Origin of the sequence: Bacillus sp. AFS088145, assembly GCF_002564465.1 — a bacterium.
GTDB lineage: Bacteria > Bacillota > Bacilli > Bacillales > Bacillaceae_G > Gottfriedia.
In genome coordinates, this window is the sequence record NZ_NUUX01000010.1 from 43035 (window position 1) to 64642 (window position 21608).

Consider the following 21608-nt stretch of genomic DNA (forward strand, 5'->3'; position numbering starts at 1 on the left):
TAGCTTTTATATTTATATGGGGGGAAATATAAATGAAAAAGGAAACGATTTTAAATAGTGTTGAAGAACATAGTCTTGAATTTGTACAGTTATTTTTTACAGATGTAGAAGGGGTATTCAAACATTTAGAACTACCAATCACGCAAATTGAAAAAATACTTAATAATGAAACTATGTTTGATGGCTCTAGTATTAACGGATTCACAAAAATTGAAGCAAGTGATATGATGCTTTTCCCAGATTTGAATACTTGGAAAGTCGACACTAACGAAAAAGTTGGACTCTTCATTTGCGATGTTTATTATCCGAATGGTACACCTTTTGAAGGTGATCCAAGAAATGTGCTTAAACGAGCAATTGAAAAAGCGACTGACAAGGGATTTACTTCTTTTAATGTAGGACCTGAACCTGAGTTCTTCTTATTTAATAAGGAAGGAAATCAGTTAGTTCCAAATGACAATGGTGGATATTTTGATGTAGCCCCCCTAGATAAAACAGTTACAATACGACGTGAAATTACGAAAGCCCTTCAGGCTTTAGGGTTAGAAGTTGAGGCTTTGCATCACGAAGTTGCAATCGGTCAACATGAGATTGATTGGAAATACGCACCAGGATTACAAACAGCTGATAATATTCAATTATTTAAATATACAGTTAAAACAATTGCTGAAAAAAATGGTTTAGTTGCTACATTCATGCCAAAACCAATTTTTGGAGAAAATGGCTCAGGTATGCATTGTCATATGAGTCTAGGAAATGATAATGGTAATGCCTTTTATGATCAGCATGATTCAATTGGATTATCTGAAACAGCACGACAATTTATTGCAGGTGTTTTAACACATGCTCGTGCAAATGCTTCAGTTACAAATCCAACAGTTAATTCATATAAACGTTTAGTTCCAGGCTATGAAGCACCAGTTTATGTAGCTTGGTCACAAAGTAATCGTACATGTACAATTCGTATACCAGCTGCAAGAGGTGCAGGTACTAGAATCGAAGTACGAAATCCAGACCCATCTGCAAATCCTTATTTAGCTTTAGCTGTTCTATTATCTGCAGGCTTGGATGGTATAGAAAGAAAATTAACACCTCCAGTCGAACGAAGTGAAAACCTGTATTTGATGGATGACGTAACTAGAAAAGCAGAAGGCATTGAAACATTGCCCGGAAGCTTACTAGAAGCAGTTACAGAACTTGAAAACAGTGAATTTTTGCAGCAAGTTTTAGGGAAACATGTATATTATTCATTCCTTCAAAACAAAAAAGAAGAATGGGATGCTTATCGATTACGTGTTTCAGAATGGGAAAAAGAAACATATTTAAACTGCTAATCACTAAACTTAAAATAAAAAAATAGAAAAGTGGAAGTAGGATATCTCTACTTTTCTATTTTAAAGTGTGTTAGACTAATTTTGTTTGTTGCATACGAAAGGGGAACTTTTATAATGGCTAAGTTTACAAAAGAAGATATTTTCCGTATTTCAAAAGAACAAAACGTAAAGTACATACGTCTACAATTTACGGATTTACTAGGGATTATCAAAAACGTTGAAATTCCAGTAAGTCAGCTTGAAAAAGCTTTAGACAATAAAATGATGTTTGACGGTTCTTCAATCGAAGGATTCGTTCGTATCGAAGAATCAGATATGTATTTATTCCCTGATTTAGACACTTGGGTAGTGTTCCCATGGACTGCTGAAAAAGGAAAAGTAGCTCGTTTAATCTGTGATATTTACAATGCAGATGGCACTCCATTTGAAGGAGATCCTCGTAATAACTTAAAACGTATGTTAAAAGAAATGGAAGCTCTAGGCTTCACAGATTTCAACTTAGGGCCTGAGCCGGAATTCTTCTTATTTAAATTAGATGAAAAAGGTGAACCAACTCTTGAGTTAAATGATAAAGGTGGTTACTTCGACTTAGCACCAACTGATTTAGGTGAAAACTGCCGTCGTGATATCGTTCTTGAACTTGAAGAAATGGGCTTTGAAATCGAAGCATCTCACCACGAAGTAGCTCCAGGACAACATGAAATTGATTTCAAATATGCTGGTGCAATCAAAGCTTGTGATGACATTCAAACATTTAAATTAGTTGTAAAAACAATCGCTCGTAAACACGGTTTACACGCTACATTCATGCCAAAACCACTATTTGGTGTAAATGGTTCAGGTATGCACTGTAACTTATCGTTATTTACAAATGGTAAAAACGCATTCTACGATGAGACTGGTGAATTAGGTTTAAGTGAAACTGCACGTCATTTCATCGCAGGGATCTTAAAACATGCTCCAAACTTTACAGCTGTTACAAACCCAACTGTAAACTCATACAAACGTTTAGTACCTGGCTATGAAGCGCCATGTTACGTTGCTTGGTCTGCAAGAAACCGTAGTCCACTAATTCGTATTCCTGCATCTCGTGGCTTAAGCACACGTGTAGAAGTACGTTCAGTTGACCCAGCTGCAAACCCATACTTAGCATTATCAGTATTATTAGCAGCAGGTTTAGACGGAATCAAAAATAAATTAGAAGCTCCAGCTCCAGTAGACCGTAACATCTACGTTATGTCTAAAGAAGAGCGCGAAGAAGTTGGAATTATCGATTTGCCAGCAACTTTAGCAGCTGCACTTGATCTATTAAAAACTGACGAAGTAATCGTTGGTGCTCTAGGATCACACTTATTCGAACACTTTGTAGAAGCAAAAGAAATCGAATGGGATATCTTCCGTACTCAAGTTCACCCTTGGGAAAGAGATCAATACATGTCAGTATATTAATCAAATCAACCCTTGACGCTATTGGCGTTGAGGGTTTTTTTATTTATGAGCAGTTTGTTGGTTTCATATTAATTAAATTACTCATGAATCTCCCAAATCAACTACAAGATGATTCAGGCGAACTGTTCAGTAGCCCTTTAGGGTTTGCCTAGTAACAAAGGCTTACACCCGCAGAGCAAATCACCCGATATTACGAGTGGTTATGTTTGAATAAATACGTAGAACGATCAGTTTGAATGTTCACATTAATTTCTTAAATAATTAACTCTTAAGTATATATAAATATGATAAACTATTAGAAAATAATAATAAAATTTATGAATAAGTTGTATTTGGAAGATCTAACAATATGCAAACTGAAAAACAAAAAATAGGGGAACACTAAAAGACTTGGGATTTGAAAAGATTTAAGGAAGTAAGCTTAAGGGATATGTAACGCGAATGATCTATCAAACGAAAATTGGAATATGATATTGGGACTAGTACGAATAAAGTTATGTGATATAACCAAATTTTAGATGTGATTGTGAATATAATAATTATTGAAGTATATCGTTCGTTAAAAATGTTATTAGAATCTCTGGATTAGGAGTAACAAAAGAAGTTTAAGTAAAGATAAATATGGTTGTACTATTGAAAGGGCTATTATAGCAACTTATATAATATTACGATATAAGAAAGTAATAGAAAGAAGTGAACAATTTGATTCTAGTCACAGGTGCAAATGGTACTGTAGGTAAAGAAGTTGTGAGAGAACTACAAAAGGTAAATGCTAATTTTAAAATATCCACAAGTAAAAAAAATACAAGTAATGTTTATTTGAACTTTGAAGATCCCAAATCAATTAGACCTGCTTTTCAAGGAATAACTAAGCTTTTTTTAATCCGTCCTCCACATCTTGCGGATAAGAAATATTTTGAACCAGTTATTGAAATTGCAAAAGAAGTAGGGATTGAACAGATTGTATTTTTGTCTTTATTAGGTGCTGATAAAAATAAAGTAGTTCCGCATTCCAAGATAGAGGAATTAATTATCAACTCGGGGATACCTTATACATTTTTAAGACCAAGTTTTTTCATGCAGAATTTATTAAATCAACATGTTGAAGAACTGGTAAAGGAAAATATTATTTTTGTACCAGCGGGTAAAGGGAAAACGAGTTTTATCGATACAAGAGATATTGGTGTAGTGGGCGCAAAAGCACTAACCGAAAATGGTCATAGGTTCAAATCTTATTCGTTAACTGGAAATGAAGCTATTAGTTATTTTGAAGTGGCTGAGATCTTATCAAAGCACCTACGAAAAGACATAATATATACAAATCCAAGTATTTTAACCTTTTGGAGAAAAATGAGAAAAAAAGGGTTAGCTCGCGATTTTATTATAGTTATGATCGGTATATACACAACCGCAAAATTAGGACTTGCAAAAAAAATAACAATAGATTTAGAGGATTTATTAGGGAGGGAACCGATTAAGTTTGAACAATTTGTTATAGACTATTTAGACTCGTTTAAATGATTGAATTGTATTAAAAGTAGTTCATGAATGTAATTTTTAATTTGTTAGAAGTTAATTTTAAAGTTTTAAAGTATTTAATCTACCGGTTCTATTTATATTTACTATTGAAATTTCGTTATGTTGCTTGAAAATTGGTAGCTCTTAAATTTTTCATATCCTGATTTATTTTCTAAAGTAAAAAAGAAGTTTAGTGCACTTCGTCATATAGATGAAACTCGCAAATAGAAGAGCTTATTCTTATACCAGAAGAATAAGTTCTTTTTGTTCGAAACAAAACAACTTAACTAAAGAATTCGTTATGCGTGAAGATATGTATTGAGGATTCCGATTTTCTAAAAATAAATTACATGAAATTCCAATTACACTTATGATGATCATCCAATGCATTGTTTGATAGAGTTCTTGTGACTGACTCATTAAAAGTTCCCAAAAAATCAGTAAGAATAAAGCAATTAATGTCTTAGAGATATTTGTGCTAATAATAAAACACCAACAATCTACTTATTACTTTGTAGTACCTATATTAATTTTTCCAATCTTAAATTTGATATACATAATCATAACACACAAAAAAATTTTAAAGTTCTTTATGATTTCTTAAGAATTACTAATAAAAACATATTGGAAAATTTAATAAGTATAGACGAAAATATGAATGCTTAATTATTAAACGATGAAATGAGGAAAGAAAGTGAAATATCGTGTAATCACTTTATTGACTAGTTGGAGTATCCTTTTAGTTGGTATGTATGAATTTGGGATTATACCATTTTCTAAGAATGAATTAATTCAATTTATAACAGATAGACAGGACTATGCTCTTTTATTATACTTTGTTATTTTTTCATTAAGATTTGTATTAATGATACCAAGTTCATTATTTTTACTGACCGGGATTTTTCTTTTTAATCCGTGGATTGTTTTATTATTCTCACTGGGATCTATGTTCATTACTGAAAGTATCATTTTCATCATTGGTAAAAAAATAAATAAGTCACTATGGTATAAAAACTTCCTAAACAAACATCCAAAAATAGGACAAAGAATAAAGAAAAACCAATATTGGATGCTCTTCATTTTAGGTGCAGTTCCTACCTGCCCAACTGATGCTGCCTGTTTAATTTCATCTGCATCGGGAATGAGGTATAGACCATATATTATGATTGTCTTGCTAAGTAACACTTTTTATGCTTTATGGTATGTATTTTTGGGAACATATGTCCATTTTTAATTAAAAGTTTGAATTTAGTCATCTTTAAAATTCTTAAGAAATTTAGTGACTTTTTCTTCAGATATTTATTTTAATATGATTTCATCATAAAAAGTTAAATATTTGGAGGTTGCGTTTATGAAAAAATTATTATTTCTTTTCCAATATATATTACGACCAAGAACTGTTGGAGCTCTAATGCCAAGTTCATCGTTTTTGGCTGAAAAAATGTTAGATGATATTAATTTTAAGACAGCCAATATGATTATTGAATACGGTCCAGGCACAGGAGTTTTTACTGAAAAATTACTTGAACTAAAATTGCCAACTACAAAAATTATTTTAGTAGAAAAAAATTATGAGTTTTATAACCATTTAATTAGAAAGTTTGGAGATAATCATAATGTAACAATTATTAATGATAGTGCTGAAAGTATTATGAAGTATTTAGAAGAGCTTGGAATAGAGAATGTTGATTATGTCATTTCTGGTCTGCCATTTACTAGTTTACCTTTAAACGTATCCAAAACTATTTTATTAAACACTAAAAAAATACTCGCAGATCAAGGGAGATTTGTTACTTTCCAATATACTCAAAGAAAAATGAAATTTATTAATTGCTACTTTGAAAATATAGATATTAAAAGGGAATATAGAAATTTGCCACCAGCATATGTATTAAGTTGCAATAATTAGATTAGAGTACCGATATGAAAGGAGTAGTGAAACTTGATAAGTAAAATATTAGTTGTAGATGATGATGAAAAAATCAAAAAATTAATTTCAATTTATCTTGAAAATGAAGGGTTTTCTACTACTTTAGCAAGCGATGCAGAGGAAGCTCTCGAACTTTTAAAAGATGAAGATTTTGATTTGATTATATTAGATATTATGCTCCCAAAAATTGATGGAATAGAAGCCTGCATAATGATACGAGAGGAAAGGACATTACCAATCATTATGCTTTCAGCGAAATCTGAAGATTTAGACAAAATACAAGGATTAAGTTCAGGTGCAGATGATTATCTAACGAAACCATTTAATCCACTTGAGTTGATTGCTAGAGTAAAATCTCAGCTAAGAAGATATAAAAAATATAATAATATACAAAAGAATGATGAAGTTGTATTAGTTTTTGGTGACTTGCAAGTAAATACAGAGACAAGGCAAGTTTGGATACGAAAGGACGAAAAGAGACTAACACCAAAAGAGTTTGATATATTAGAATTATTAGTCCGAAATAAAGGAATCGTCCTAAGTGTTAGTAAGATTTATGAAGCAATTTGGAAAGAAGACTTTTTAAAATCTGATAATACCGTAATGGTTCATATAACAAATATTAGAGAAAAAATTGAAGATGATCCTAAACATCCTATTTATATTAAAACAGTTTGGGGAATTGGATACAAAGTATGAAGAATTTAATTCATAACTGGCAAAGAATTAGTATTCAATTATTAGTAGCAATCACAATTAGTTTCGGTGTTTCTTTGATTGTTACAATTTTAATTTCACAAATTTTTATAGGACCTTATATTGTTTCTCATCAAAATAAGCTAAGTCCATTACAATATAATCTCATTATTATTCCAACTTTTGTGATTATCATATTAAGTTTCATTATTAGTTTTCTGTTACTAATTAGAAAAAAGATACTTTATTTAAAAGAAATTTCAAGTACTGTTCAAATAATTTCTCAGGGTAAACTTGGAGCTGTGATTGAGTTAAAAGGGCGAGACGAATTGACTCAGTTGAGTATGAATATAAATACGATGTCCAAGGAGTTGGAGCGGAAATTTAAAAATGAACGCCAAATTGAAAATGTCAAAAATGAATTGATAACTAGTGTTTCGCATGATCTAAGAACGCCACTAACCTCAATTTTAGGATATAGTAATTTGTTGAAGAATAGGGAATACAAGAATGAAATTGAATTAGACGAATACTTGACTACAATTTATACAAAATCGAATGATTTAAAGAATTTAATTAATGAACTTTTTGAATTTACGAGGTTATCTAGTCCAGATATTATTCTATCAAAACAAAATGTTGATTTAAGTCAGTTAATTGAACAAATAATAGGTGAGAATATACCGATTTTTCAAAAAGAAGGGTTAAACATTAAAAAGGAGTCGATTGCAGAAGATATTGAAATTAATATTGATGTTGAAAAAATGGTTAGAGTTTTTGATAACTTATTTATGAATGCAATGAAATATAGTGTTAAACCATCAACAATAAAAGTAAGTCTAACTCAAAAATCTGATGAAGTATTACTTTCGATCTCGAACCATGGAATGAATGTAAAAGCAGAGAATCTTGAACGTTTTTTTGAAAAATTTTATCGTGAAGATTCATCAAGAAGAAGTGAAGGAAGTGCTGGATTAGGACTTGCTATAACGAAACGAATTGTTGAACTTCATAAAGGAAGGATCTGGGTCGAACTAAAAGATGATTGGATAACATTTTTTGTGAAGTTAAATAAAAAAGAGTAACTTTAGAAGGTGGTTTCAGTTTCAGCTCACATTCAATTACGTTTTTAAATGGAAAAGGGAGTCGTTTAAAAAAACGACTCATTGCTCCTTACAAAGCGCTAATTTAACGCATCCATTTAATTCCAGTATTTGGATTCATACCCTGTACTCTAACCATTTTAATCCAAATCATAGCAAAAGGCTCTAAATATCTTGAGAAATAAAGTTTACCAACTACTAACGGATCAAAACCAAGTTCTTCAATTAGGTTTGACACTGTTAAATTGGCATCATCATGATCCCCTGCAATAAGCATCGTAATCTTTTCCCCATTTACTGTTGGATCAATCATTTTTTCAAGTCCAACCGTATTTAATGTTTTAACGACTTTTGCTGTTGGTATTATTTTTTGTAATTCTTCAGCATTTGAAGTAGTCGTACCTCTTGTTAACTTTAAACCTTCACCAATGGGGTTAGTCAAATCAATTACTATTTTCCCATCTATTTCTATCATATTTTTAACAGCATTCTCTACAGCATTACCTGGTACAGCGAGAATGATTAGTTCATTATTAATTGCTATATCTTTCGTTTCCACATAATTAAACGTAGGATTAACAGTTTAATTACTTTCTAAATTTCTAACTCCAAATGTAATTTCATGATTGTACTTTATCAATCTATTTCAATAACATTCCCAATTTGACCATTCCCAATAATCCCTGTTTTCATTATTTTTTCTCCTTATACTTATATCTAAACAAAGATAGATTAACCTAATTTTGATTTGAATATTCGAATAGAATAACCTGTATCGAGATGTAGATCAAAAATAAGTTTTTTCCTCAAAAGATAAGAAGAGCGAACAATTAATTCATTTCTTTTGGAAATGTTTAGATGATTAAAAAAGAAGATTTACGTTTGAGTAAATCTTCCTTTTTTTACTTTAAGTTAGTAACTTACATTCAGTACAACATTACTAACAGTATATTTACTATTGCTATAGTATCCTTTTGTGTTTGCGTCTTTTATAAACTTTAATGTAAATCTAGGACTAGATTCATAACTATCACCATACAAATAAGAAACATTTGTATCTACCAATCTTGTAATTGTCGTAGTTGTTTCATACGCTGCAAAGATATCCGAAGAATCTCGAATCGTCGAATAGTATGGTGTTGTAATTAATGATTTAGATGATGTGATTGATTTAGTGCTCGTATTATAACTATCACCAGATGTTAAATAACTTACTTTTACATTATTTGCCGTAAACGATGCAGCAGTTCCGTAAGTTGCATTTGTTGAGTCTACTACGAAAACACCATGCTCACCATAAACTTTACCAGTAGTACCGTTCAAATAAAGTGCTGTGTTTTCGTCAATTCCATAGCCAACCTTTTGACCTAAGTCTCTTTCAGCTAAAAGAATTCGACCTATGCGACCTCTAGCATCGAAATGTGTATCAATTGCAGCATTTACAAAACCAAAACCTGTTGTATATCCACCGTTATCTGGATATTGTGAATCAGCTAGTGAGATGTCACTGATTTTCTTAGACAATAAACGATTGTAATATAAGTATCCATAACTTACACCTTCACCGTAAGTTTTTGGACTTTGGACAGCAGTTCCAGCACTAGTTCCTGAAATAATCGCTCCAGCTGCTGCTCTTTGTTGGATTGCTGCAAAAAGTGGGGTAGGCGTTCCATCGTCTTTTAGTAAACTTCTTACGTGACGGGACTGATCTCCACCGTTAAAGAATATAACGTCAGCTGAGTTAATTAAATCAATATTACTTTGCTTGTAAGCTTCTGTTGTATAGTTATCAACTGCCACAGGAATGAATACTGGTGTAAAACCATAACTAGCAAACAAATTTTCATATGATAAGTGACCTGTTATATCATTTGTGTATGCGTCTAATGCAGTTGCGTAGTCAGCAGCTGCGCTACATACAATTGCAACTACTGGATTGGATTTGCCAGTTGCAGCCTTTAGTGCATTGTAAATTTCGGCATTACTATCATCAATTGCACCACCCATTAAAAAGATTTTAGGTGCAGCTGCAGCTTCAACACTTTTTTCAGTTCGTAAGAAAGAAGTTCCAAAAACTAACGAAAACACTAAAACGAATGACAATACGATTGAAATCTTAAACTTGTTCATCTTCATCATTAATACCTCCTGAAATTTGTTATTCAAAAGTGCCTTTTACAATCGGAATACCTTCTTCAACCATTTTTTTTCCAAGTGCAATTACTGTTTCAATTTCTAAAGTATCTTGATTTAACATGACAATATCAGCATCGTTGCCAGGTTTTAAGTTACCTTTGTGTGGTAATTTTAGCACTTGTGCAGGGTTTGAAGTAATGACTTGTAATGCTACTTCTAATGGAATTCCTTCATCGATTACTCCATCTCTTACTTCTTGATATAAGGATGAAATTTTTCCTATTTGAAGTCCTAAATAGTCTCCATTCGTATCAAAAAATGGAAGACTTGCTTGACCATCAGATGAAAAAGTTATGTTTTCAATCTGAACTCCTTCTTCAAGCATAACTCGTAGTCCCTTGCTACACTTTACTTCGCCTTCTTCTAAAAACTGAGGGATTGTGCTTGTAGTGAAATCTACAAATCCACCTTTAAGTGCATAATCAATACCTGCTTTAAACAATTCTTCATTCCGATTAATATGAGTCGGGTGGAACTGACGAATTGGGATATTCGTCTGTTCAACTAGTTGATGTAGAAGTGAAAGTTGATCTTTGCCATCACCGACATGAATTTCTAAGATGCCAGCCTTTCCAGATAAAATTCCTCCATTTCGTGCAGCAGATGCGATCTTTGCAAGTTCTTCAATAGTTGGTTCTGATGAACGATGGTCTGCAATAGCAATTTCACCAACTCCAATAATCTTATCAATTAGAATAATATCACTTTGAATTGATTCTGTTAGTGTCTTTACAGGGATTTGATAAGAACCAGTGTGAATATAACAAGTAATTCCTTCTTCTTCTAATCCACGTGCTTTTGCAAGCAAATTCTCCATTGTTCTTGTTGTACCGTCTGTACCTAATACACCAACTACTGTCGTAACACCAGCAGTAGTAACATTAGTAAGCATTAGTTCTGGAGTGCGTGTTTTATATCCGCCTTCCCCACCACCTCCAATGATATGTACATGTGAATCAATAAAACCTGGTACAACAAAAGAGTTGGAGGCATCTATGACATCGCAAGAAGGAAAGTCAGGTGGAATAGTAATTTGATCTGCTATCATTTCAATTTTTCCACCTGCTAAAAGTATATCTTTTCTGCCGATAGAGTGTGGTGTGTATACTTGACCGTTTTTTATTAAGGTTAACAACTTTTTTCTCCTCCTAAATCCTTTGTTAATTCATTAAAAAGGACCGTAGTTCATTAAATGTGCGATTACAACAGCAATTAAACCAATAATATATTGAACAAATACTAATGGAAAAATCCATTTCGCCCATTTTGTCCAAGGGATACCTGCAATTGCTAAACCTGCCATTAAAGTTCCTGCTGTTGGGAAAATAATATTACCAATACCATCAGCAAAAGAGAAAGATAGAACAGCAGTTTGTCGTGTAATTCCTAGTAGATCAGCAAGCGGAGCCATAATTGGCATTGTTAACATGGCATGACCGCTACCTGAAGCTAAAATAAAGTGTATAGCTGCTTGGAAATTATACATCCCAATTACACTTAAAGAAGCAGGGATATGTTTAATCACTTCAGATACTCCGTGAAGCATTGGATCAACGATATGTCCTTGATTTAAAACAACTAGAATTGCACGGGAAACACCTATGATAAGAGCACCACTAATTAAAGAAGCAGATCCTTGTGTAAATGATTTAACAACGTCATCGATTGATAATTTTCCAATTATTCCAATTGCAATCGTTAAGATAATAAATAAAGAAGCAATCTCAGTAATATACCACTGATATTTAATAACACCAAAAGCTAAAATAATATAATTTATAAGAAACGCAGTTAAAATCCATTTATGTCTAGAAGATAATTTAGCTTTAGAAGTTAATAGATCATTAGTTTGTTCAATTGAATATTTTCCATAGAATCCTATGTTAGGATTTTTCTTTACTTTCATAGCATATCGATAAATGAAAATAACTGATATTAAATAAACAACTACAAATAAGACAAGTCTAAAGCCCATACCAGAAAATGTAGGAAGTTCTGCAATTCCTTGAGCTATACCAACTGTAAACGGATTCATAATCGCTGTTGTAAAACCTGCTGACGCTCCAACTAATACGATTGCAGTTCCTGTCATAGTGTCAAATCCTAAAGCAAGTGCTAACGGAACCAGAAGTGGAATATAAGCTAAAGTTTCTTCAGCCATTCCCATTAAGGAACCTCCAACTGCAAAGAACAGCATCATAATAGGAATTAATAACCTTTCTCTAGTAGCAAGTTTTCTAGCCATTGTTGAGATTAACACTTCAATTGTGCCAGTAGCACTTAATACACCAAAAAATCCTCCAATTATTAAAACGAAGAAAATGATATTACCTGCTTCTACCATCCCCGAATGAATGGCTTTTACCATATCGAAGAGACCAACTGGTGTAGCAGCGATTGATTTAAATGAATTCGCATCTACTGATGAATGTCCGTCAACGTCGATATGGGCGTATTCCCCAGTAGGTAATACGTAAGTAAGAGCTGTCGCGATTAATAGAATTACTAAAAGTAATGCAAAAACATTAATTTTACGTTCTTTCATAACTTTTGTATTAGGTGTCATTTTATTTGCGTGAATTTGTGACATAGGTACATCTCCTTTGGATGATAAGTAGCTAATTAATAATAATAGAAATTGATCATTAAAGCGCTTCCATATATTCCCTCCCCAAAATGTAATTTCTCAAAATCTATTAAAATGGCTATAACATTCTATTAGCAAGTAGCGTGCCAATTTTAAATGTCTTATTTTTAAGAAAATTTGATAGATTCTTCAGATTAATTGGTTCTTTTTGGTTTATTTGGTGCTATAATAAAACCAATTTTATCAAATATGGAGAGAAATTAAAGATGAAAAATTCATTAACATTGATAACAGGCAGTTCAAAAACAAGACAAGCTTTGTCTATTCAACTAACGCAATTGCTAGAAGAATACATAACGATTAACTCTTATGCAATTGATGAGGGAGAACATAAAGTATTTCAAGATGAAATAATACTTTTTTCGTCAGAGGCAGTAAAAATTGAAACGGAAAAATTTGCACAATTAAGTGCTAAACAAATCATAGTTGGGAAAAGAACACTTAATCATGAAAATGTAGACAAATTATTGAGAATTGAGGAGGGGACAAAAGTTCTTGTAGTTAATGATGATTTTCATTCAACGGTCGAACTTATTCAGTCTTTGTACCAATTGGGGATTAATCATTTGGAGTATGAACCATTTAAAAGTGATCAACTATATTATCCAGATATAAATCTTTCTGTTTCACCAGGTGAAACTCACTTAAGTCCGTCATATATAAAACATGTATTGGATATCGGCGTAAGACTTTTTGATATCTCTACAATTTTACACATTGTAGAATATTTTCAATTTAACGATAATATAGCAACATTAATTTCAGAAAAGTATTTACGCAATATTATTGACTTACATAGGGAACTTTTCAATGCAGAGCAAAGTGTAAAGAAAGTAAATAGACATATCCAAAGTGTTGTAAATACGGTTGATGATGGAATTTTAGCAATTGATGGATATAAAAGAATAACTGTGCTTAATGATCGGATTATTAAGTTGTTTAAATTAACTAAAAGTAACTATGAAGGTAAGCATATAGAAGAGATTATTAAGGAACAAAATATAAGTGACTTTATTTTAAATGGTACAGATGAATCTAAGTTTTTTTCAATTGACAATATAGATATTGTTATCTATCGGACGTATAGTCATGAAGATGACAGGATCGTTGCTACTTTTAAGAGTGTTAATCAAGCATTTGAAATAGAAAAAACAGCGCAGAGAGAGTTTAGAAAGCAGGGCTTTTATGCAAGATATGACTTTGCGGATATTATTGGAGTGGATGACACAATTTTAGAATGTAAACGTATAGCAACAAAACTTGCAAAAGCTGAGCATCCTATTTTAATTCAAGGTGAAACGGGTACAGGTAAAGAACTTTTTGCACACGCAATCCATAAACAATCAAACAGGAAAAACGGCCCTTTTTTAGCCATTAATTGTAGTGCTTTTACTGAAAGTTTACTAGAAAGTGAACTATTTGGTTATGAAGATGGTACGTTTACTGGGGCAAAAAAAGGTGGGAAACAAGGTCTTTTTGAAATTGCTGATGGAGGAACGATTTTCTTAGATGAGATAGGTGACATCAGTTTAAATGTTCAATCACATTTACTTCGTGTTCTTCAAGAACAAGAAATTCGTAGAATAGGTGGTAGAAAAATTATTCCTATTAATGTTCGCATCATTGCTGCAACTAACAAAGATATCTATTATAAAATCTCAGACAACTCATTCCGATCCGATTTGTATTATAGATTAAATGTCTTAAATCTCTTTATTCCGCCGTTACGCTTAAGAAGAACTGACATACCGTTGCTTGTTCAACACTTTATCTCTAAAAGTGGAAAAGGGGTTTCGATTGAGGAAGAAGCTTTAAATGAATTAATGGGCTTAAATTGGTTAGGTAATATTAGGGAATTGAAATCAGTTATTGATTATATGCTTACTGTTTGTGAGGGAAATACGATTTCTCAAAATGACTTTCCTCATTATAACTATACAGAGAACAGTGAACACCCAAAAAGAGATCAATATCAATTTGAACTTCCTACAAGTGTTCTTGAAATTGAAGAATCTGTTACAATTCTTGAAACAATAAAGAACTGTAATGATTTAGGTAAAGCAGCAAGTAGAGACCTTATTTCTAGCTCGAGTGAGGAAAAAGGTAGATACTTATCTCCACAGCAAATTAGACTTCGATTAGAAATTATGGGGAATAAGGGCTTGATAACGAAGGGGAGAGGAAGAGCAGGTACGAAGATTACTACTAATGGAATAGAATACTTGCATTTTCTAAAAGCTAACATACAAAATAAACTTCTTTAAGATCTTTAAATAATACCTATCTATTTGGTTAGAATTGGTTGTAATAATTCACCCAAAACTAGTTTTTAAATGGAATAAATAGTCTTGAAACCTTGTCGAGTCAAACTACTTATTTTTGGTATAAAACTTGCTTATATTCAGAAGTAAGCTAAAAAATAAGTAAAGGGGTTAAGAAATGAGAAAAAAATTTATTGCATTATTGGTTAGTTTTATTTTAACGTTTTCAGTTTTAGGGTTCTCTTATGTAAGAGCTCAAAGTTCACAAGAAGATATTCAAGGAAACCTTGTTATTGTTGGAGGTGGATTAGGTTCTTCGAATAAAGTAGTGTATGAAAAATTTATTGAATTAGCCGGATCTAAAAAGGCTAAAATTGGCATTATTCCTGCTGCTAGCGGTAAATTAAAGTCTTCGATAGATTTTAGACAGGATTTAATAAATTATGGAGTAAGTCCAGAATCAGTAGAGATTTTACCTTTATCAAATCATGATTTTTCTGATACAGATGAAAATGAGTCTAATTGGAAGGATCATGCTAATAGTTCAGAAATTGCAAAGGAAATAAGAGGGCTGACTGCTATTTGGTTCGTTGGTGGAGATCAACAACGTATAGTTGATACATTACAATCAGAAGGTAAAGATTCAATAGTCTTACAAGAAATCTGGGGTATCTATCGAAATGGTGCAGTTATTGGTGGGACGAGCGCTGGAGCTGCAATAATGAGCAACACGATGATAACAGGCGGAGATAGCCTTGGTGCATTAAAGGGATATTATGAAAAAAATCAAAACCAAGGAGAAGGTAAAGAGTATGAACCTCTGTCAGTTGAAAAAGGACTAGGTTTCTTTCAAAATGGTTTAGTTGATCAGCATATGGATGAAAGAGCTCGTTACGCTAGATTAGCAATTACAGCAATTCAGTATGAAAATGATGGGAATCTTGCTTATGGAATTGACGAAGACACTGCAATGGTAGTTAGCAACAAAGAAAAAACAATAGAAGTTATAGGTCGCAGTGGTGTAGCAGTTATCGATGTAAACGAAGCGAATAGAAATGGAAATTTAGAAAACATAAAAATTAGTTACTTAGCTCAAGGTAACAAGATACATTATGATTCTAATACGATTGATTTTTCGAAAGATAAATATGAAACAAAAGGATATGAGTATTATTCTTTTCAAGCATTATCAAATACCGGGTTACTAACTCCTTATGGAAAGTTAAAAGATTATTTAGCTTACTCGCTTGTTGATAACGAATCGTCACAGGCAGTAAAATCATATCTATATGATAAAGAAGGCAGTGGGTACGAAATCGTTTTTCGAAAATCAAAGGATACAAATGGTTATTGGAACTATACTGACGGACAAAAAGATGATTATTCGATTCAAAATGTAACAATGGATATTCATCCTAGAAAATTAGTATTTAGTGAACAAGATTCGGAAATTGACTATAAGAAGTCAGATTTTAAAGTATCCAACCAGACTAGCGAAGAACCGATAAAAGGGAATTTAGTCATTGTCGGTGGAGCGTTGGGAAGTAGTAATAGTGCAGTTTATAATAAATTGATTGAACTTGCAGGAGGACCTGAAAATGCAAAAGTAGGAATCATCCCTGCGGCGAGTACAAAACTGACTTCTTCGAATGATTTTACAAAAGATTTAATTAAATACGGAGTTAAAAAAGATTCTATTGAGATTCTACCAATTTCTAATCATGATTTTAAAGGTACTCCAGTAGACGAAAAGCAATGGATTAACAATATGAACGATGACCAGTTGGTTAAAAAGATTAGTAAATTAAATTGTATTTGGTTTGTTGGTGGGGACCAGACTTTAATTACTTCATCTTTATTAAATGAATATGGTTCAAATTCAAAAGTTTTAGATGCCATCTGGAAAATTTATGAAAATGGTGCTGTAATAGGTGGAACAAGTGCAGGAGCAGCTATTATGAGCAATACGATGATCGCTGGAGGTGACAGTTATTGGTCTTTAAGATATGGATTTACAAACTCTTATGATGATATGGAACAACAGGAAGGTGGACCAGTTTACTTAGAAAAAGGATTGAATTTCTTTCAAGATGGAATTGTGGATCAGCATTTTGATAAGAAAGCTAGATTAGGACGTTTAATTGTTACAGCAAATGAAAAAGGAAAGAAAAATCAATTAGCATATGGGGTTGATGAAGACACGGCTATGGTTGTAAATAACAAAAAACATCAAGTCGATGTAGTTGGACGTGGAGGATTAACTGTTATTGATTTATCGAAAGTAAAAACAAGTAAAAATATGCCAAACAAGTATAAAAATGTTATAGTTTCAGTTATTTCACCTGGAGATCATGTTAATTTATTAGCGAATGAGGTAAGCGTAAGTAACTTAAAGTCATCAACAAAAGGATTTGAATATTATGACTCAAAAGTAGCCCCTTACACAGGAGTATGTTCTCCGCATGGATTGCTAAAAAATTTCTTAGCATATAATTTAGTTGATAATGCTCAAACAAAAGAAGTACATAGCTATAGTTTTAATGATGATAAAGGATTTGAACTATCATTTAGAAAAACAGCTGAAACGAATGGTTACTGGACTTACAAGGATGGTCAAAAAGATGATTATAGTGTGGTAAATGTTTCGTTAGATATTAAACCGATAAATGTAGTCATACGATAGGACTTACTGAATATTGTATTGCCTAAAAAAGAGTATTTAATAAAGTACTCTTTTTTTTCATACTAGCAGTTACAGCGGTTTTATTAATCATTTTAACTATACCCTATTCGATGTTAGCCGCTGTATTATTAATTCCATATGCTGTATGGACTATCTTTGCAACCTATCTATCCTTTAATCTGTATTATTTAAATAAATAATACGTTTATCAAATTTTAAATTACATAGTAGAGAGATTTTGAAAATTTGTCCCAAAGATCTCCCATTTGTTTTTCAAAAAAGAAATAAATTTAGCGATAAAAAAACACCCCGAAACATGTTACTTGGCCTAACATTTTCGGGGCATTACTTTTTTTACACATACTCAATTAATTTGGTATTTCAGTATCTTGATAATTCACTGTTTCTTGATAGTACTTTACAGAAAACTAAATGAAGACCGCTCTTTTTATAGAAATTAAAATGTAAAGTGATATTTGAGTGCTCTTCTTTGCTAAATAGCTTGTAGATCTGTTTGTTCTTAGAATTTTATAAAGAGGAGTATAGTAGATGGAAAAACGAATGGTTTCGTCTGAAAATAGGATTGACATATTAGATGCAATTCGTGGATTTGCTTTATTTGGAATTTTTACTATAAACATCGCTTCATTTACAATTGGTGGTCCACCTGGATTTGTTAAAAGTAGCAATGAAATTGATAATTGGATGACCACAATTTTACTATTACTAGTTGAATCAAAATTTTTTACTCTCTTTTCTTTCTTATTTGGAGTGGGGTTTTCAATCCAACTAATAAATGCGAATAAAAAAAATAAATTATTCATCCCACTATTTACTCGTAGATTATTTGGATTATTTTTATTTGGATTAGCACATATTTATTTTTTATGGGATGGTGATATTTTATTACTTTATGCACTTGTAGGTGGGATCTTACTTTTATTTAGGAATTCTAGTGAAAAAAAACTTATTAAATGGGTAGGTGGGCTACTAATCATACCTATGTGTTTACTTACAGTAGTAATGATTGGAATAACAGTGTTGAGAAATATACCAGAATATGGAATTCAAATACATCATATTGATGTTTCCTTTCTGAATGAATTTAGGAAAGGACAAATTGCGTCCAATAACCCTTTAACAACTAGTTCTTTTTTTCAAGCAGCTAAAGAAAGAATAGTAGGTTATATTGAAATTTTCCCTTTACTATTTTCAAGAATCCCCTCGGTATTATCTATGTTTTTATTAGGTTATTTTGTAGGGGAAAAAGGATACATTTATAATATAGAAAACAATAAACAACTTTTTTCCAATATTGCAAAATGGGGTTTAATCATTGGTTTATCCTTAAATTCCATTATCATTTTTATGTTTGAAATGCTTCCTCCGTTATCAAGTGTAATTGTTTTGTTTTTCAACCAATACTTAACAGGTCCAATATTATCATTAAGTTTTGCATCATGTTTTATCTTATTATTTAAAAATAAGCGTTTTAATAAATTATTAAAAAACTTTGAGTATACAGGACGATTAGCACTTTCAAATTATATTTTCCAATCTATAATATATTCTATTTTATTCTATGGTTACGGTTTAGGTTTATATGGGAAAATAAGTACTTGGCAAGCAATTGCTATTACGATTGTCATTTATACGATTCAGATTTACTTAAGTAAACTTTGGTTAAAATATTTTAGAATAGGACTTTTAGAATGGTTATGGAGAGTAATAACGAAACTAGAAATTCAACCCATAAAAAGATAAATATTAATATTAAATTTAAAAACTCCCTTATTTGATGGATCAACTTGTTAAATAAAGGAGTTTTTGTCCTTTTTTGTAATTTGAAAAGAAAATATTTTTAAAGTTTATATCCAAGTTATCATTCCTAATTTTTCGTTAAAAAATGTAATATAATTTACCTGAAAAATTAAGTCATAGTACAGCTTATATTTTACTGCCCAAAATAGAAAAGAGGCTGATTAACCATATTTTTAATAGATTGAACAAAATAGTCAGTAACCAGATGAAATCATCCATTGTTGGAAAATATATACATTAAATATCGGTAAAGTCCTGTCCTTTTTTGACCAGAAACTGCTGCTAAAGGAAAGATGCAAAGTTTGTAATATCAAAAAAGTAATGAAATTGAATCGTCTGAAATTTATAACAATATTAAATTTAGATTTTATACTTGATTCATGTAGGACTACGGTGTATATTAATTGACATATCAATGATTGACCCCTCAACTATTGATATGTCAATAATTAGTAACTGGTAATAAAATTTCATCATATTTTTTTGGAGGTAGCGCGTGCCTAATACAAAAGAAACAAAAGTACTATCACTATTAAAAGAATTAAAAGTTCAAATTGAAACAACATTTGAAAAGTGTATGGGTATTAGTCAATCGCGATTAGAAATTTTGAATCAATTGTTTGAGTACGGTGAAGTTAGTCAATCCCAGCTTCAAAAAACATTAAAGATTGATAGTGCTGCTATTACTAGACATTTAAAACAACTTGAGTTAAATGGAAAGATCGCTAGAAGAAAGTGTGAGACTGATAACAGAATAACCTTAGTTAGATTAACGCAAATGGGACAAGATCAAATGTCTAGTTTATGGAAGGAAAAAGTAGAGTTTGTGAATAACATGCTTATTGGCTTTTCCGAAGAAGAAATTGACTTAACGATTGAATATTTAAACCGTATACAAGTAAATATGAACCAAATAAATTCAGGTCGCGATAACTAAATAATACTTAAAAATTAGTAAAGAGGAGAATACAACAATGACTACAACAACATTAACTAATAATTTTAATGAAATTTTAAAAGGAAGACGTTCAATCCGCAAATATGATCCAAATGTTAAAATCCCAGTGGAGGAAATGCATGAAATAATAGAAACAGCTACTTTAGCTCCTTCTTCAGTAAATATGCAACCGTGGAGATTCTTAGTAATTGAAAGTGATGAAGCAAAAGCTACATTAGCTCCATTAGCTAGATTCAATCAATCACAAGTTGAAACTTCTTCTGCGATGATTGCTCTATTTGGGGACTTAAATAATTTTGACTATGCTGAAGAAATATATGGTCGTGCAGTTGAATTAGGTTATATGCCAGCAGACGTTAAAGAGAAGCAACTAGAAACACTTAGTGGTTTCTTTGCAAACAGTACCACAGAGCAAATGAAAGATACTGTTTTAATTGATGGTGGGTTGGTAGCAATGCAATTTATGCTAACTGCTCGTGCGTATGGTTATGACACTTGTCCAATTGGTGGCTTCGAAAAAGACAAAATTGCAGAAGCATTCGGTATGGATAAAGACCGATATGTCCCTGTCATGTTGATATCAATAGGTAAAGCTGTTGATGCAGGATATCAATCTGTGCGTTTACCAGTTGAACGTGTTGCAGAGTGGAAATAAAAATATAAAAAAATCAGTGAAAAGAAGGTAAATATTATGATTATTATTCATGCGAAAATGACAATTGATTCAGCAAAAGAAACGAAATTTTTAGAGGAAATGACTTCGCTATTAGAATTATCAAGGGCAGAAGAAGGTAATATTTCATACGATTTGACAAAACAAACCGATAGCGAAAATGAATACATCATGGTCGAAATTTGGCAAGATTTAAATGCTGTAAATGCACATAATACAAGCGCTCATTTTACAGCGTTTGCTGAAAAAGCTTCAGATTACCTTACAGCGCCAATTCAAATAAATCTTTTTGAAGCAAATAAAATAAAGTAATTTATCAAAAAAATGAATAGCGTTAAA

18 protein-coding genes are annotated in these 21608 nt (G+C 31.7%); 14 read left to right on the forward strand and 4 right to left on the reverse strand.

Translation table 11 applies throughout. The features are described 5' to 3' along the window. The first annotated feature begins 32 nt into the window (after window positions 1–32). The 7 genes from COI44_RS07310 to COI44_RS07340 all read left to right on the forward strand — a co-directional run bounded on the left by COI44_RS07310 (window position 33) and on the right by COI44_RS07340 (window position 8012). Window positions 33–1334, forward strand: coding sequence for a glutamine synthetase family protein (locus tag COI44_RS07310; RefSeq protein WP_179887039.1), 1302 nt, complete (start codon window positions 33–35; stop codon window positions 1332–1334). A gap of 114 nt (window positions 1335–1448) precedes the next feature. Next, window positions 1449–2783: a type I glutamate--ammonia ligase gene (glnA, locus tag COI44_RS07315; RefSeq protein WP_056470085.1), complete on the forward strand. Its 1335-nt coding sequence runs from the start codon at window positions 1449–1451 to the stop codon at window positions 2781–2783. Between the two features lie 702 nt (window positions 2784–3485). Continuing rightward, a complete protein-coding gene (locus COI44_RS07320) occupies window positions 3486–4304 on the forward strand; it encodes an SDR family oxidoreductase (RefSeq protein ID WP_098427335.1) in 819 nt (272 codons plus the stop codon). A 691-nt stretch (window positions 4305–4995) separates the two neighbouring features. Next, entirely contained in the window at window positions 4996–5535 is a 540-nt protein-coding gene (locus tag COI44_RS07325; RefSeq protein WP_098427336.1) for a TVP38/TMEM64 family protein, read from the forward strand. Window positions 5536–5652: 117 nt separating this feature from the next. Further along, window positions 5653–6210 carry a class I SAM-dependent methyltransferase gene (locus COI44_RS07330; protein WP_098427337.1) on the forward strand — a complete coding sequence of 186 codons (558 nt, stop codon included), beginning with the start codon at window positions 5653–5655 and terminating at the stop codon, window positions 6208–6210. Window positions 6211–6243: 33 nt separating this feature from the next. Then, window positions 6244–6930 (forward strand): response regulator transcription factor, encoded by a 687-nt coding sequence (locus tag COI44_RS07335; RefSeq protein WP_098427338.1) that lies wholly within the window; start codon window positions 6244–6246, stop codon window positions 6928–6930. Then, window positions 6927–8012 carry a HAMP domain-containing sensor histidine kinase gene (locus tag COI44_RS07340; protein ID WP_098427339.1) on the forward strand — a complete coding sequence of 362 codons (1086 nt, stop codon included), beginning with the start codon at window positions 6927–6929 and terminating at the stop codon, window positions 8010–8012. The genes COI44_RS07335 and COI44_RS07340 overlap by 4 nt, the downstream gene beginning before the upstream one ends. 103 nt (window positions 8013–8115) lie before the next feature. Here the strand turns inward: COI44_RS07340 and COI44_RS07345 are convergent, their stop codons facing one another. The 4 genes from COI44_RS07345 to COI44_RS07360 form a co-directional block, all read right to left on the reverse strand. Beyond that, entirely contained in the window at window positions 8116–8589 is a 474-nt protein-coding gene (locus COI44_RS07345) for an NADPH-dependent F420 reductase (RefSeq protein ID WP_098427340.1), read from the reverse strand. 353 nt (window positions 8590–8942) lie between these two features. Next, window positions 8943–10169 carry a cyanophycinase gene (locus tag COI44_RS07350; RefSeq protein ID WP_098427341.1) on the reverse strand — a complete coding sequence of 409 codons (1227 nt, stop codon included), beginning with the start codon at window positions 10167–10169 and terminating at the stop codon, window positions 8943–8945. Window positions 10170–10188: 19 nt separating this feature from the next. Continuing rightward, on the reverse strand, window positions 10189–11361 hold the full coding sequence (gene iadA / locus COI44_RS07355) for a beta-aspartyl-peptidase (protein ID WP_098427342.1): 1173 nt from the start codon (window positions 11359–11361) through the stop codon (window positions 10189–10191). A 33-nt stretch (window positions 11362–11394) separates the two neighbouring features. Then, window positions 11395–12792, reverse strand: a complete 1398-nt coding sequence (locus COI44_RS07360; protein WP_483295474.1) for a YfcC family protein — start codon at window positions 12790–12792, stop codon at window positions 11395–11397. Between the two features lie 287 nt (window positions 12793–13079). On the opposite strand from COI44_RS07360, the gene COI44_RS07365 reads away from it, so the two are divergent. The 7 genes from COI44_RS07365 to COI44_RS07395 all read left to right on the forward strand — a co-directional run bounded on the left by COI44_RS07365 (window position 13080) and on the right by COI44_RS07395 (window position 21581). After that, a complete protein-coding gene (locus tag COI44_RS07365) occupies window positions 13080–15137 on the forward strand; it encodes a sigma-54 interaction domain-containing protein (protein WP_098427344.1) in 2058 nt (685 codons plus the stop codon). Window positions 15138–15312: 175 nt separating this feature from the next. Further along, complete coding sequence (locus COI44_RS07370; protein ID WP_098427345.1) at window positions 15313–17817, forward strand: cyanophycinase; 2505 nt, start codon at window positions 15313–15315, stop codon at window positions 17815–17817. Window positions 17818–17876: 59 nt separating this feature from the next. Beyond that, window positions 17877–18017 carry a tryptophan-rich sensory protein gene (locus COI44_RS24810; protein ID WP_098427346.1) on the forward strand — a complete coding sequence of 47 codons (141 nt, stop codon included), beginning with the start codon at window positions 17877–17879 and terminating at the stop codon, window positions 18015–18017. Window positions 18018–18366: 349 nt separating this feature from the next. Next, window positions 18367–19581 carry a DUF418 domain-containing protein gene (locus tag COI44_RS07380; protein ID WP_098427347.1) on the forward strand — a complete coding sequence of 405 codons (1215 nt, stop codon included), beginning with the start codon at window positions 18367–18369 and terminating at the stop codon, window positions 19579–19581. A 553-nt stretch (window positions 19582–20134) separates the two neighbouring features. After that, window positions 20135–20575 (forward strand): MarR family winged helix-turn-helix transcriptional regulator, encoded by a 441-nt coding sequence (locus COI44_RS07385; protein ID WP_286163814.1) that lies wholly within the window; start codon window positions 20135–20137, stop codon window positions 20573–20575. Window positions 20576–20612: 37 nt separating this feature from the next. After that, the gene (locus COI44_RS07390) at window positions 20613–21251 is read left to right on the forward strand and encodes a nitroreductase family protein (protein ID WP_098427348.1); all 639 of its coding nucleotides are present in this window, start codon (window positions 20613–20615) and stop codon (window positions 21249–21251) included. A 36-nt stretch (window positions 21252–21287) separates the two neighbouring features. After that, window positions 21288–21581, forward strand: a complete 294-nt coding sequence (locus COI44_RS07395) for a putative quinol monooxygenase (protein WP_098427349.1) — start codon at window positions 21288–21290, stop codon at window positions 21579–21581. Window positions 21582–21608: the final 27 nt, after the last annotated feature.

What these genes read in the sequence shown, in the direction of transcription:
- COI44_RS07370 (WP_098427345.1), top strand. Translation starts at nt 15,313, where the DNA reads ATGAGAAAAAAATTTATTGCATTATTGGTTAGTTTTATTTTAACGTTT.
- COI44_RS07390 (WP_098427348.1), top strand. Translation starts at nt 20,613, where the DNA reads ATGACTACAACAACATTAACTAATAATTTTAATGAAATTTTAAAAGGA.
- COI44_RS07330 (WP_098427337.1), top strand. Translation starts at nt 5,653, where the DNA reads ATGAAAAAATTATTATTTCTTTTCCAATATATATTACGACCAAGAACT.
- COI44_RS07310 (WP_179887039.1), top strand. Translation starts at nt 33, where the DNA reads ATGAAAAAGGAAACGATTTTAAATAGTGTTGAAGAACATAGTCTTGAA.
- glnA (WP_056470085.1), top strand. Translation starts at nt 1,449, where the DNA reads ATGGCTAAGTTTACAAAAGAAGATATTTTCCGTATTTCAAAAGAACAA.
- COI44_RS07380 (WP_098427347.1), top strand. Translation starts at nt 18,367, where the DNA reads ATGGAAAAACGAATGGTTTCGTCTGAAAATAGGATTGACATATTAGAT.
- COI44_RS07360 (WP_483295474.1), bottom strand. Translation starts at nt 12,792, where the DNA reads ATGACACCTAATACAAAAGTTATGAAAGAACGTAAAATTAATGTTTTT.
- COI44_RS07395 (WP_098427349.1), top strand. Translation starts at nt 21,288, where the DNA reads ATGATTATTATTCATGCGAAAATGACAATTGATTCAGCAAAAGAAACG.
- COI44_RS07350 (WP_098427341.1), bottom strand. Translation starts at nt 10,169, where the DNA reads ATGATGAAGATGAACAAGTTTAAGATTTCAATCGTATTGTCATTCGTT.
- COI44_RS07340 (WP_098427339.1), top strand. Translation starts at nt 6,927, where the DNA reads ATGAAGAATTTAATTCATAACTGGCAAAGAATTAGTATTCAATTATTA.
- COI44_RS07365 (WP_098427344.1), top strand. Translation starts at nt 13,080, where the DNA reads ATGAAAAATTCATTAACATTGATAACAGGCAGTTCAAAAACAAGACAA.